Below are 13085 nucleotides of genomic sequence, written 5' to 3' on the forward strand. Positions count from 1 at the left end.
TCGTTGCGGGTGTCGCACCCGTTGTGGCCGCCCTCGACGCCGTTGTCGTCGGACCACGACGGGCCGAACTGTTCTCGTGTGTAGCCGGTCTTCGGTGCACGTCCCTTCACCGCGAGGGTGTCGAGCTTCGCCAACGCCGGCGCCGCATCGAATACCGGGGCCGGGGCGGCCGGCGCTCCCCCGAGCGACCCGGTGCCCGGATCGGCATCGGCGATCGCCGAGCACCCCGTCAGACCGAGCACGGTGACCGCACCCAATGCGAAGAGAGCGGACCTGGGGCGATGGCGCATATGCCTGTTCTCCTGTTACCTGTGTGACTGAGTGGACACAAGTATTGCGTGCGCCTCCGACAATCCTGATGGCGCGTCCGACGGAGTGTGTCTCGGGCGACGATTTTCGGCGAAGCCACGGTGAGGCCGCTACCACCATTCCCGGTTCCCGCTGGCAGTTTCCTAGGCGAGCACACCGCCGGATCTCACGCCTAAACGACTTGAGCGCGCGATCAGCCCCATCGCTAACCTCACCCCATTTGGTGTTCGAGTCATTCCAGGTCCCGTATCTACCTCGACTCGGCCACATCGGGATGGCCCGAGTGGTCGATCGCGGTGCCCGACAGGCGGCAACGATCGATGGAGCGGGACCGCGTTATCGCATCCTCTGCCGCAGCCGAGGCCACCGGGCCCACTGGGTATCTGGCTGCAGCCGGGACAACCAGGCCGAGTGGCACCTAGCGGACCTGTGGTGTACAACATAGTCGGTCGCAATGTGAACCAGATCACAGACGTGACCGCGAGGCACACATATCAACAACGACGAAAGCAGGACACATGGCGACAACCTCGACCACCTCGACCTCCCTCACCGGACGGCAGACGCCCCGGCGCAGCGGCACCATGAGCACCGCGGAGATCAAGTCGAGGATCGAGGCCATGTTCGCCGACGATCGCAGGCCCACCCGCCGCGCGGTCACGCGCTGACACGTTCGGCCGCCGACAACGCGGGTCGGGTGAGCGTCAACGTGCCACTACTCGTGCCGCCATCGACCGCGGCGATCGGCGGTACCGCCGCTCTGCAGGCGGCTCCGCGACCACCATCACAACGGTAGGCTCGGCACTGCGAGTTGAGGAACCAGCCGCGGTTATCACGGCCCACCCGATCAATCACCGCCCACTTAGGCCCTTGGCACTCATGCCATTTCGAGCCTGCCGCATTAGGTCGGCGATTGGTTCGAGAGTGACGAACACTGCGTAATCGGTCGGTTCCGATCTCCACTGCGCTCCATTGCTCCCCCTCCCACTGCTGATATGCGAGAGTCCTCGAAAACGTTGCAGGATAGGTGCATAGCACTGCACGCCGCCCTAGTCACTCGTCTACGACCAGGTCCTGCCTGGGCGGGCAGCGTCACGTTCAGGGTTGACGCGGCTGTCCTCGCCCGTTTCGCGAAATTCCTTGCCCCGGCAACCACACCATCACGTGTCGACCAGGTGGTCCTGACGACACAAGATCGTGCGCGGGCACCATCACGGACGGGATCCTGGCCTCGTCATGAGCACAGAAAGGGTTGCGGAAGGAGCCGTTTCACTCGGTCAATGGTTTGTGATCGCATCATCTGGTGCGACAGAACGGGTTCAGCCGCTCACGTTGCGTACTCCCGGCACTGCTGGTCATGCACTCGCTGGGGACGGATTGCTGTAAATCCGGTCGGGCCGGACGAGCACAGCGGCGCGGCGGTCGGCGGCCATCACACGGTCGAATTCCGTCCAGTTGTCATGGCTTCCGCCCGCCGCGACGAAGATCTTACGCAACAGCAACCGCAACCGCTCGGAGTCCAGCCATGGCTGAGGATCGTCCGGGCCAGCGAGCTCGGCACGACCCTCGACGGTGACCCACTGCCATCCGCTGCGAAATGTCGTCGTCACCTGGGGTCGGGCCCGCAGATTGGCCAGCTTGACCTTGCCGTGCGCGACGAACGCCAACACGCTCTCGCTCGTGACAGGATGTGCGAGCACGCCGGTGTTGACAACGCTTGACTGGATGGTCGCGTCGGTACGCAGCGTCGCAACGACAGCCAAGCCCTGCTCCGCGCGGGCAAGCTCGAAAGCGTTCTGAAGCGTAATCACCGGTTGGCCTCCGATTCCATACTGTCGGCGACTTGACCCCGGCCCCGGTGTGCGGGACGAGTTTCGAGTCGCTCTTCTGCCCAGTATGAGCCATCCGCTGCGACCAAGACGTGAAAGTTCGGAGAAGCCCCGAGCACGGACCCGACGAGCTTGCTGTCCACCACCGGTTGGCGAACAGCGAAACGAAAGAGCCACGGGCGCCGAGAATCCAAGTCACTGGCAGCTTCGCCAAGGTTCTGCTCGAAGACGCCTAAGGCCAGCCCAGCCCTTCGGTAACCGGTGCCACAAGGACCCGTACCGGTGGTCAATTCCTTATCCGATGACAGGGAATCTCATAGGGAATCCATGGACTCGGCCAGACACCGCACACAGGCGGCTCCTGCAGCCATTTCCGACCTGATCGCCGGTCGGCTTGCCGACGGAGCCTGGGTCTATCCGACCTGCATTCAGTCGAAGTAGGCGGTAGGACTGTCGAACTTCTGTACGCCGTCGCAGGGCCACGGCGTCGTCGGGTCATGGTCGGCAAGGCACAAGGCTCCCCACCGTCCGCCCTCGGGCTGGTGATCTGCCATGAGCGTCCTCTGCACCCTTACGTACGCTGCAACCTCGGGCAGGTGACGCCTCGTGCTCTCGTACTTGGTCAGCCGCGACTCAATCGAGCGGTTCAGCTGGGCAACCCGGTGGTCGGACTTCGGCATATCAATTCCTCTAGTCGCGTCGAGACTGAAAGCCCTCTGGATCGCCCGCCACCCCTTTCGGGCGACGGGCATCGCCCGTGCGGACTGTTCCGCTACGTCGAGGATGTTCAGTACGAACGTCGGTGCAGTGATGCAAGTTCGCCCATCCGCCGGCGCGGACAGTGGCTTCCCAGTGATGGCGTCGATTCAGAGCAGTCGGAACACCAAGAATTGGAGAACCCCGCCAGCCACTGGGGGTTTGGCTGGCGGGGTCAAATACACCCGCCCACGTCGCGTGGACAGTGGGCTTGTGCCGGGTAATCGTATGACAGCGGTCACCAATAGTCAGAAAGTGTGACGCAGTCGATGGACGTCAATTTGGTCGCCAATCTGCGGCCCAGACATCCTCCCGAGGAACTTCCCGCGGCGGCCACAGAACTCCGGCTTTTCCAGGGACTCCATGCGCAGCAAAATAGGACATTCGTCCAAGTTCTCATAACTAATACCGACCTGTAGGTTTTGATACGACATCAGTATCGGCTGCAGAAGGGGGCGCCTTGCAGAAGCGCGCGATCGCTACGCGGCAGATTGTGTTGGTCGCCGCGGCTGAGGTGTTCAACCGTATGGGTTACGTGAACGCGGGCCTACAAGAGATCATCTCCGAATCCGGGGTGACGAAGGGTTCGCTGTACTTCCACTTCAGCTCGAAAGAGCAGTTGGCGCGGGCGGTCATTGACGAAGGCTGCGCACGCCTCGATGCGGCATGCTCTCAACAATTCGACTCCCGCACACCAGCACTGGAAGCGTTGATCGGAATCTCGTATGTGATGATCGATCCGTCCAACAATGACAACCTGATGTTGGCCGCATTCCGCCTTCTCAATGAGATGGGCGACTTCCGGGGCACCGGGCACGTGGTCTTCGATCAATGGACCTCGACCTACCAGGCACTGGCGGCAAGGGCAGTCGAAGAAGGCGACTTCCGCGCTGACACAAATCCGGACGAGGCGGGTCGCCTGCTGCTGGAGATAACCTTCGGCACGCGCCTACTGGCGGTCGCAACCGACACACTGAGGGAACTGCCTGAGCGTATGACCACCGCATGGAAGGTTTTCCTGCCCGGACTAGTCGACGACGCGAAAGTCGACTACTTCTCCCAGTTCGCCGCTCGCCGACTGTCCTCGTACCTCGTATCCTCCTAGCGCGTCGCCTCTCCCGGCGCGGACCCGGAACCTTACCTCCGACTCCGTTGAACGAGTCGACGGTGCCGGACATACCCACGGGTGCCACATTGAATCGTCGCTGCGAGCGTCTACTTGTCGAGAGGCGACGGAGCGGCAACCACTGAGGGCCGCCGGTGCTCGCGGCAAATAGCGTCCACCTTCGATCGGGGCACACGAACGCCCGCCGCGTCGCATCCGGTCACTGGACATATGAGCGTTCGAAGTGTTGCAGCGCATCGAGAGCCGACCTCACGTCCGCCACGCCTGTGCATGCCCGACGCCTTTCCTCTCAACGCGCTGGCACCGACTCAGAGTCAAGGACAGGAAGTATAAAGCGACCCGACCTCAGGTCCCCCTCGGCCGGGCCCCGCGAGGTCACCAACATTCCGTCGCAGTCTGCACCGTGTTTTTAGGTGGCCTCGGCGTCACCTCGTGATGAACGACTTTCCTTCAAGTCGGTCAGGGTCTCGCCCACGGCAGACGCGAGTTCATCGTCGGTCGGAACAAGCTCGCGGACCGGCGCGGGCAGAGTGTCATACATGTAGTCGGCCACCGCCAAGGGCGCGGTGGTCCCGGCCAAGGAGTAACGCACGACGTTGTCATTGCAGCCCGCACACAGCAAAAGCCCGATGGTCGGAGCATGCTGGTCGTGGTCGCGCAGGTTGTCGTCAACCCAGGACACGTAGAAGCCAAGCTTCCCCACGTACTCGGGTTCGAACCGGCCAATCTTGAGCTCGACAACAACGAAGCGGGACTGCACCCAATTGAAGAACAGCAAGTCTATGTAGAAATCGTCGCCGTACGTCGAAGTGGTACTGCCTGCCGACGAACGCGAAGCCGTGCCCGAGCTCAAGCAGAAACCGCTCCAGCCGAACCATCAGCGCCGCCTCGAGCTCTCGCTCGGCAACCCGATCAGTGAGGTCCAGGAAATCGAACACGTACGGGTCGCGCACCAGTTGCTGCGCGAGGTCAGAGTCGCCGGCGGAAGGTGCTCGGTGAAGTTCGAAGGCGCCGCGCCGATTCGCTGGTCGAGTCGGTTGCGGATCTGATGCATCAGGACGTTGCGGGACCAGCCGTGCTCGAACGCCGCGGTCGCATACCAGTCCCGGTTGGCCTGGTCATCGAGTCGGTCGATCAGCAGCAGCACGTGGCCCCACGGAAGTTGTCCAACAGACTGCTGGACAAATGCGCTCCGCGGCCACTCCGCGGCAACCTTCCGCATGTAGTGCAGGTTGCTCCGCGAGAATCCTCTCATCTCCGGAAACTCGGATCGCAGATCCACCGCGAGCCGGTCGATGACCTTGCTGCCCCACCCCTCGGCGGCCTGGCGGTCGAGGATGGCCCGGCCGATGTCCCAGTACAACAGGAGCAGTTCAGTGTCGACCAGCCGCGACGCCCGGATTCGGGCCTGGCGGACCTGAGACTTGAGATGCTCGAGGAAGTCACGGTAATCGTCGGGTAGCAGTCCAGAATCGCTCACCGAGCCATCTTCCCGCAGATGGTGGCGAAGTCAGCACGGCGCCCGCACCCGCGGCGCGTCACCCCGGGGCGATCGAGATCCGGGGTGATCGAGATCCGGGGCGATAAGCAGCGATGTCTCGCCGCCTGCACATTCACATTCCCACCGGCAACAATCTCGGCGCTCTGGAGGTAAGCCAGTGGTGCCCAGCCACCGCCGTATCGCCACGCGACGCCGGAACGACGAACCGATGATTCCGATCCCTTCATTCAGGTCCGACAACCATCCGTCTCCGCCGAATCAAACCCCGCCGGGCGGCAGAACTAATCGATGTCTTCCGGCTAGCCCCTCTGCATCCCCAAACATCGCTTTTAGCACCCCCTGACCCCACCCTGCTCACCAGCGACAATCCCCACCGCGCCACATTCGGTCATCGCCGGCAGAGACTGACGGTCGGTCTACCGCACCGGGAGAAGTCGGCAGGACCATGATCGACCCGCAAGCCGCCTTCGTAGGGCGCCATACCTGTACCGAGGCATCCCGAACTTTGTGGCCAGTTCCGCCCGCTTCACTAAGGTAGGAGGTCCGCGCTAAGCCAGTCGGAAGATCAAGCAGCATTGTTGGCCTGTCGCGGCGAGAAGTCGAGGGTCCTCTGCACCAGCGGGATTCGACACTTCTGCTGTTCGTCCCGACAATCTCCGCGGGGGAGTCGATGGCGCACCTTCACTCGTCGCGGGAGTCCCCCTGCTCGCCGTCATCACGGTCCGAATCCGATCGGTGATCTGGAAGTTCTTCCGTATCAGGCCATTTTGCGAGTTTTACGCGATGAAGGCAGGGGATCTTCCGCACGTACCCATCCTTGGTGACGCACCGCTCACCAATCCCTACACGACAGTGCGGACAGGGAATATGAGCGACGAACTCGAACGGATCCATCACTCACCTCCACCGACTGTGATTTCGTCATACGACTATGACTGACCATGGCGAATCATGCCGCACCGACGCGTAGGCCACCACCGAACACCATTTGCGCAATCGATCCGGCGTGCACCTCGAAACTGAGCGATTTTTTTCCGACACCTACTTCGCTGGCACGCACAGGGTGCATCACGCCACCCCGGCTCACGCTCCTCGAATTATCGAGTCAGCGGCTTCATTACCATGATCCCCATCTTGGAAGCGCCACCGAAATCCGCAGCGTTCATCTCCACCGCAACAGCTTCCACCTGAAGCAAGGATACGATCGGCGATCATTGATCACCCAGATGCAAGGACGTCTTTGCTCTGAATCGACAACGCTCATCGCTAGCGAGACACCCAGACGACATATTGATCAGGCACACTGTCGGACACATCCGTAGTCGTAAGAACAGCCATCCGGAGGTCGTTCCTCAGCGATCAGGTCGCGGACATGTCCGTTCCACCTGGCACGATGGCGAGGGACAGCCAGACGATCTGGCCGAACAACGCAACAAGGAGCACCATCATGGCACTGCCTGTCTTAACACCGGAACAACGCGCCGAGGCACTGGCGAAGGCCGCCGAAGCCCGCAAAGCGCGTAGCGAACTCCTCTCAGCAGTGAAAGCTGGAGACCTCAGCGTCGAAGCGGTGCTCACCAAGGCCGAAACGGACGAAATAGTGAAGAAGACGAAGGTCTCGGCACTACTCAAGGCGCTCCCCGGCGTCGGATCAGTGAAGGCCGCGAAACTCCTCGAGGAACTGTCGATCGCCGAGACCCGTAGAATCGGCGGACTCGGAGCCAACCAGCGCCAGGCACTGATCGACGCCTCGTCCACCTCCTGACATTGGAACTGCTACAGCCTCCGGCCAACTCGAAAGGAGCTGGCCGGAGGCCGTTTTTCACCTCGCGTGACGGCGTGGACTCAGTGAGCCGCGCTGTACGCTTCCTCGACCTGAGCGGGGATACGTCCACGCGTGGACAGCTCATAGCCCTCGGTGGTCGCCCATTCCCGAATTTCCTTTGCCCGCGCACGCCCCTGCGACGGATCCACCGCAGGAGTCGACCGACGCTTCCGACCGCCGACGCGAGTTGCATGCTCGATGTAGTAGGTAAGAGTGCTGTGGAATTCCCTGGCGTTCTTGCCCTTCAGGTCGATCTCGTAGTCGACACCGTCCACAGAGAACGCGATGGTCTCCCCTTCGCCGTCCTTGATCGGAGTTCCGTCGATGTCGTCGATGCGTTCGACAACAATTTTGCGCGCCACAGTTCCACTCCTTCACGTCGATAACCCGGGGAACACTACTGCGAAGTAATGTTCGCCTGCCAATCCGCGACAGGTTTCGAACAGGACATCGCTGATTCCAGTTGGTTGAGCACGATCGGTGCCCACTCCTCGGAGGCCGGGCGCGACCATCCGGTCGTAGATCCCGGCTCACGACGAGCGCTCGTCTCACTGGAAACACTAGAAATCCAAGCCGCATCCCGTCGACTGCACGACCTCTCATGGGTGGAGGTTCGCGGGCAATCCGTTGCACCTTCAACCACGACCGCCCACCGCCAGCTGGTACCCCTGAACCCCCGCGGCCTGAACACTCAGCGCGACAATAAATCCCCGTAAGCCAGAAATCATTTTGTCGGCGGGCTCGGAGCTTTGGAAACTGCGAGGAGCACCAACGCGCGGCTATCGAGCAGGTCCCTCGGATCCCCACACAGCTCAACAGGAGCCCGAATTGGGGAGAGAGTTCCAGTTCCCGCCGATGCGAATGCAGGGAATGTCGACGGCCCTCTCGCCGAAGACGATTGCGAAAATGACACGATCGAGCAGTCCGAGGTGGACAGATACTCGGTGCCAGTCCGGCGGTCGCTTCACCGCGATCCGGGTGATTTTCATGACACGCGGTCAATGTGGTTGACATCGTTGAAGAAGAAGCTATGTACTTTACAAATATATGGATTCCACAGAAGGACTGATCTCGATGCGTACTCGCCGGTCCGCAGCCTCGGCGCTGGAGCTGTACTCAGCATTCCGGCAACAACATCCTCACACAGCGATACCCGAGAACTACGTAACTGAATGTGGCTTCCAACTCGGTCGCTGGCAGTACCGGCAGCGCGTCGCGCGAATGCTCGGCACCCTTCCGGCAGAGCGCATTCACCAACTCGATTCAATCGGCTTCGTATGGAGCGAAGACAATTCCCCACTACCCGCGGTCACCCGCACCGACAGCAAGCGACGTCAGATGCTGGCCGAGATCGCTGCTTACCGTGAGCAGCACGGCAATGCACTCGTTCCCGCGAACTATGTCAACTCTGAAGGCGAGCAGGTAGGTCAGTGGCTCTACCGGGCAGTGAAGAAGTGGAGAGCAGACGCGCTACCCGACGAAGAGCGTGGCCCACTCGCAGCACTTGGAGTTTCTCCTGGTCCCCGCCCACGCGGACCAAGAACCGCAGCGTGAAAACCGATCCCGACCAACAGACCCTCCGCCTGAGCGATGGAGAGTGGTCTCCGCGTCTTTGATGAATTGCCCATGGCGGAGGTCTTCGGAAGTCCGGGGTCGGAATCGTCGTAGCCATCCGTCGGCACAGTCGGTGGGACGTACCCACGCTCACAATACGTACGACCGTATTACATGGTGGAAGTCCTCACCCACACTCAGCCCTCTCGGCGGAGGGCACTGTTCCTCGTTCTCTCCCTGGGACAGGGTCTTGTTCATTCCCGGTGGTCGCACCGCCTGTGACTACGCCATGCCCATCTGAGCGAGCAGTTCCTCGGTGCGACTTAGGATCGCGTCGGCCTTCCGATCGATATCCTCGAACGCCTCGGCGAGGTCTCCCAATGCCCGGACATCCGCATACTTCCGAGCGATAGCCGCCTCATACTGCTCGGCAAGTGTGTCCGGGCCGAGCGATGTGCAGTCCATCCCGTTCTCGGAGCCGTCGACACAAGACGAGGACCCCTCCTCTTCCACCTCGACGTCGGCAGGTCTGTCCGTCGGATCGGAGCGGGTATGACTCGCCGAGGCAGCTCCCGTCAGATGCGCAGTAACGATCGCCGTGACCGACTTGCCGGAAATCCCTCGGCGATCGCGTCGGAGTGCGGCGAAATGTCCCCACTGATCGAAGCTCGGCAGCAGGGGCCCGTCGTGACCCTCTCGCAGACCCGGCAGCTTCCCGTAGGACTCCACCATGTCAGCGGCAATCTCGTGAGCACTGGCAAGACTTCGAGCGAGCACTCGGTTCGAGGGGTAGCGATCGAAGAACGCCTGAAGGCGTGCCCATCTCAGGTAGATCGCGACGGGGCAACACTGAGGGTTGTCCGCTAATGGGTGCAGCTCCAAAGCGTGTCCGCCACCGACGGTCACAATCTTCCCGTCATACGTGACGTCGCTCCGTTGAAGGTTCCCCACCTCAGTCGCGGATATCCCGACAATGCAGTTGAGAACCAGGATGAGCGCATCCCTTCGACCAAACAGTCCTTGTGGCCAACCGACAGTTGGCAGCGTCAACAGCACCCCGCGTGCGGAGCGAGAGAGATCGTCGCGTTTACCTGCACGTGCGGACAGAGCTTGACGGATCACTCGAGCAGACCCAGGCGCGGGGTACCCACTGGCGTTGTGCACCCAATTGATCGCTGCAACACGCCGCCGCTGGGTGGACTGAGCCGCCGGATGCTCGCCAAGGAACCTCGCGAGGGCAAATGGACCAGCGGGAAGTGCCGACGCCTCAAGCGCTGTACACCAATCAGCGAACAGAGCCCAGTCGTGTCGGTACTGTGCGCCCTGACCGTGCCGGGGAAACAGCGCGGAAACATCCTGCACGCCTTTGATTTCCGTCTGGGCGATGATCACAGTATGAGGTTATGCAATACGATGCCGCCGATCACGTACCCGCGCCATGTGTCGCCCCGGGAGTTCTCGCGCCGAGCCGGCGAACTGCCCGCTCCGCACATTCGTTCGGCATCGTCCCTTGACGGTCGCGGGACGAACGAAGAACTGCAACCGCACGCTCACCAAAGGCCCGCCCTCTGTCACCTTTGCTCCCAATAGCGTGATCGGGCCCGGCGCCCAACTGTTCTTACGCTCTCGCGACACTAGCCGTACGGCACAAAGATCGGTCACGCTGCGCGTCGTTGTCCAGGCGGTCTGCAGCGGCGCCGGCGCGCAACGACTCTCCCCCGACCCGTTCGACAAACTCGTGGGGATGGCCTGCAAGGGCTGCGCGCCGCCGAATCGCGGCGTGGATTGCGGCGCCCGAGAGCGCGACCGAGTTGATGTTGCCGTTCGCGCGGATGGCACGGAATACCGGTAATGCCGGGTCATCGACGACCGGCGCTTCAGAAAGGCAGACGTGGCCTTCGAATTCCTCGTGTTGGTGGAGCAGCCGAATCACACCGGGACGACCCAAGCCGTCGACGGCCGAAACTACCTCGAGCCAGCGCCGGTAGGCGCAGGGAGCGCACATCGTGTGATCCCGCGATGACTGGACATGCGTGATCGAGCCCTCGACCGGACCCTCATGCGGCCCTGGACGCTGGACGTGTAGATCGCCGTCGCGGCACTGGGCAACATCGGCAATGGTAAGTACTGACAGCTCGCAGCGCCGAAGTGCCCCGGCGAACCCCACTAACAATAGTGCGCTGTCGCGGCGCTCCCGCGCACGCTTGGCCCATGTCGTTGCGTCGCGACGACTCGCGCCGACAATTCCTTCGAGCTCGCCGATACGAAGTGGGTGCGCCCGTTTGGTTGGGCGGTCACCGTTCTGCTTGTATGCCCGTCGCGCGTTCGCGAGCGCATCTTTGACACACGGCGACCGACCGGGCAGGGGCAATCCAGATGCGCGGTGCCAATAGTTGATGGACGCCACCCACCGACTCAATGTCGCAATGGAGTACATCCGATCGCCCACGACGGACCGCGTCTCCGCGCTCTCACGCACATAGTCGGCGACAGCATGAGGGTCGGTGGGCATCAATGAAATTTCACGGGGCGCACCCCAACTCGCGAACCTAACCCAGTCCTGCCGGTAGTTTCGCGCGGTGCTGGCAGATTGCAGTCGGTCGAGGTCGGCGACGAGTAGATCGTCAACACCCGGCAACGAACCTGTCGCGTCGCCGCCGGACGGAGCGGTAGGCATTGCCCCCACGGACCTCGGGCTTGTAGGGCACGACGCTTCGTGATTGCTCACGTGCACATCATTCCAGGCGTATGTGTCGATTTCGTGGATCCGCTACGCTGCGTCGCGATGGCACTGCCGCGGTCACGGAGGTCGCCGTTGCCAGATGCGCGGTGATGCACGGTGCATCACCGCGGTCGTGACTGAGGGGGACACCGCTCCCCCACCGACACCCGACCGCCCCCGATTCTTACGCCGACAATGGAGACAATCGTGGGCCACTCCTCGCAAGGAGTCGATCGCAACTTTCATTGCTGCGGTGGTGCCTATACTCTGATGATGGTCCCTGACCTGCGGACTCTTTCTCACATCGAGTTCAGAGCGTCTTTTAGCGTGGGTCGAGTAACAAATTGCGGAAGTGACTCGCTGTGGTTCCTTTCCTCCGCCGTTCTCGCAGGGTGCTTGTCGCTCACCGAGGGCCAGACGGACGTAGAACCCGCTGCAGCACATCACACCGAAACGTTTTGACCAGGTGGTTTGTGCCATCAGACGCTGTGGCTGCGGTCAGCACGACCTGTGCGAAGGTTCCCGATTTGCCGGCATCGCGTGGTCACCGGCTGGGTGCGCTATTGCACCGATGCCTTGCCCTCGTCGATTATGGCGTGGCGAGTGCCCTGAGACGATCTTTTGGTTCGGTGCATCGAGGCCTGCTAGAAGTCGCTGTTCGGCTCGACTACGAAAGGTCTGTGTTCTCGAATGCTGCAGATCAACCCCTTCCCGCAGTACGTCACGTGACGTAACACGGGAAGGAGTGTGGATGTAGGCGGACATGATGCTGGTTGGTTCTGAGCGCCACCCCAAACATGAGCGGATTCCACCCCTTTTTCTAGGCGGCATGCATCGCCCGTGGTCGCACTAACAGCAGCTTACAAAAGGTCATAAATACGACCTGTCGTATGGCCTTACATATGGCCTTATGAGAGGTGATCGTGGAAGCCATTCCAGGAGTCGAACATAGATGCCAATCGCGCGCCGCTCGCGCGCGCGATTGCGCACCGAGGGACGTCGTCCCAGCCGGCACACAACCCCTCCCCCAGACCCGAGTCTGCAGCAGACGAACGCAACTTCACCCATCTGAACAGGGAGTTTGACACCTCAGCACAGTACCGAACGCGTCAGGCCACCATTGCCTGCCGTCCGGAAGACCAGATACCCCCTACGCCACCACTTGACACCGAGCGACTCACCGTGGACCCGAACACTCTCTGCAGAGCGAGCAGAGTCCACTCCCCCACCGCGCAGAGTCACCCAATAGAGGACGCGGAACGGGAACACCCTGTGACGTTCACTGCGCCTAGTTGGATATCTAATTAGGGGTCTGACCTGCCTGTATGTCTACGGCACTACATATGGCCTTAGCTACGTCCTTATCCAACACCGTAAACATCACCGGTACCCGGATCGTCTCAGTGCCCTAGGTGATGACCTGTGTAATCACCATCTCAACCACCTCGGCCATGCCCTGATAA

At 61.7% G+C, this 13085-nt stretch carries 9 protein-coding genes and 2 pseudogenes; 4 read left to right on the forward strand and 7 right to left on the reverse strand.

From position 1 onward, the window contains the following. Positions 1–290, reverse strand: a pseudogene (locus ACFVJ3_RS40665) (HNH endonuclease); the annotation flags it as partial. Between the two features lie 537 nt (positions 291–827). Here ACFVJ3_RS40665 and ACFVJ3_RS40670 point away from each other — a divergent pair. Beyond that, a complete protein-coding gene (locus ACFVJ3_RS40670; RefSeq protein ID WP_378457449.1) occupies positions 828–977 on the forward strand; it encodes a hypothetical protein in 150 nt (49 codons plus the stop codon). Positions 978–1664: 687 nt separating this feature from the next. Here ACFVJ3_RS40670 and ACFVJ3_RS40675 read toward each other — a convergent pair. Further along, a complete protein-coding gene (locus ACFVJ3_RS40675; RefSeq protein WP_378457450.1) occupies positions 1665–2120 on the reverse strand; it encodes a TIGR03618 family F420-dependent PPOX class oxidoreductase in 456 nt (151 codons plus the stop codon). A 446-nt stretch (positions 2121–2566) separates the two neighbouring features. Further along, a complete protein-coding gene (locus tag ACFVJ3_RS40680) occupies positions 2567–2692 on the reverse strand; it encodes a hypothetical protein (protein ID WP_378457451.1) in 126 nt (41 codons plus the stop codon). A gap of 662 nt (positions 2693–3354) precedes the next feature. Here ACFVJ3_RS40680 and ACFVJ3_RS40685 point away from each other — a divergent pair. Next, complete coding sequence (locus ACFVJ3_RS40685) at positions 3355–3999, forward strand: ScbR family autoregulator-binding transcription factor (RefSeq protein ID WP_378457452.1); 645 nt, start codon at positions 3355–3357, stop codon at positions 3997–3999. A 430-nt stretch (positions 4000–4429) separates the two neighbouring features. Here ACFVJ3_RS40685 and ACFVJ3_RS40690 read toward each other — a convergent pair. Continuing rightward, positions 4430–5500, reverse strand: a pseudogene (locus ACFVJ3_RS40690) (YhcG family protein). A 1468-nt stretch (positions 5501–6968) separates the two neighbouring features. On the opposite strand from ACFVJ3_RS40690, the gene mihF reads away from it, so the two are divergent. Next, positions 6969–7286: an integration host factor, actinobacterial type gene (gene mihF, locus ACFVJ3_RS40695; RefSeq protein ID WP_378457453.1), complete on the forward strand. Its 318-nt coding sequence runs from the start codon at positions 6969–6971 to the stop codon at positions 7284–7286. A gap of 80 nt (positions 7287–7366) precedes the next feature. Here the strand turns inward: mihF and ACFVJ3_RS40700 are convergent, their stop codons facing one another. Further along, the gene (locus ACFVJ3_RS40700; RefSeq protein WP_378457454.1) at positions 7367–7708 is read right to left on the reverse strand and encodes an Lsr2 family protein; all 342 of its coding nucleotides are present in this window, start codon (positions 7706–7708) and stop codon (positions 7367–7369) included. A gap of 685 nt (positions 7709–8393) precedes the next feature. Between ACFVJ3_RS40700 and ACFVJ3_RS40705 the strand changes: the two genes are divergently transcribed. Continuing rightward, positions 8394–8900 carry a helicase associated domain-containing protein gene (locus ACFVJ3_RS40705; protein WP_378457455.1) on the forward strand — a complete coding sequence of 169 codons (507 nt, stop codon included), beginning with the start codon at positions 8394–8396 and terminating at the stop codon, positions 8898–8900. 282 nt (positions 8901–9182) lie between these two features. Here the strand turns inward: ACFVJ3_RS40705 and ACFVJ3_RS40710 are convergent, their stop codons facing one another. Next, positions 9183–10292: a hypothetical protein gene (locus tag ACFVJ3_RS40710; RefSeq protein WP_378457456.1), complete on the reverse strand. Its 1110-nt coding sequence runs from the start codon at positions 10290–10292 to the stop codon at positions 9183–9185. Positions 10293–10518: 226 nt separating this feature from the next. Beyond that, entirely contained in the window at positions 10519–11577 is a 1059-nt protein-coding gene (locus ACFVJ3_RS40715) for an integrase (protein ID WP_378457457.1), read from the reverse strand. Positions 11578–13085 lie beyond the last annotated feature (1508 nt).

It is taken from the genome of Rhodococcus sp. NPDC127593 (genome assembly GCF_042671975.1).
Taxonomy (GTDB): Bacteria; Actinomycetota; Actinomycetes; order Mycobacteriales; family Mycobacteriaceae; genus Rhodococcus_F.

What these genes read in the sequence shown, in the direction of transcription:
- ACFVJ3_RS40670 (WP_378457449.1), top strand. Translation starts at nt 828, where the DNA reads ATGGCGACAACCTCGACCACCTCGACCTCCCTCACCGGACGGCAGACG.
- ACFVJ3_RS40680 (WP_378457451.1), bottom strand. Translation starts at nt 2,692, where the DNA reads ATGGCAGATCACCAGCCCGAGGGCGGACGGTGGGGAGCCTTGTGCCTT.
- mihF (WP_378457453.1), top strand. Translation starts at nt 6,969, where the DNA reads ATGGCACTGCCTGTCTTAACACCGGAACAACGCGCCGAGGCACTGGCG.
- ACFVJ3_RS40705 (WP_378457455.1), top strand. Translation starts at nt 8,394, where the DNA reads ATGGATTCCACAGAAGGACTGATCTCGATGCGTACTCGCCGGTCCGCA.
- ACFVJ3_RS40715 (WP_378457457.1), bottom strand. Translation starts at nt 11,577, where the DNA reads ATGCCTACCGCTCCGTCCGGCGGCGACGCGACAGGTTCGTTGCCGGGT.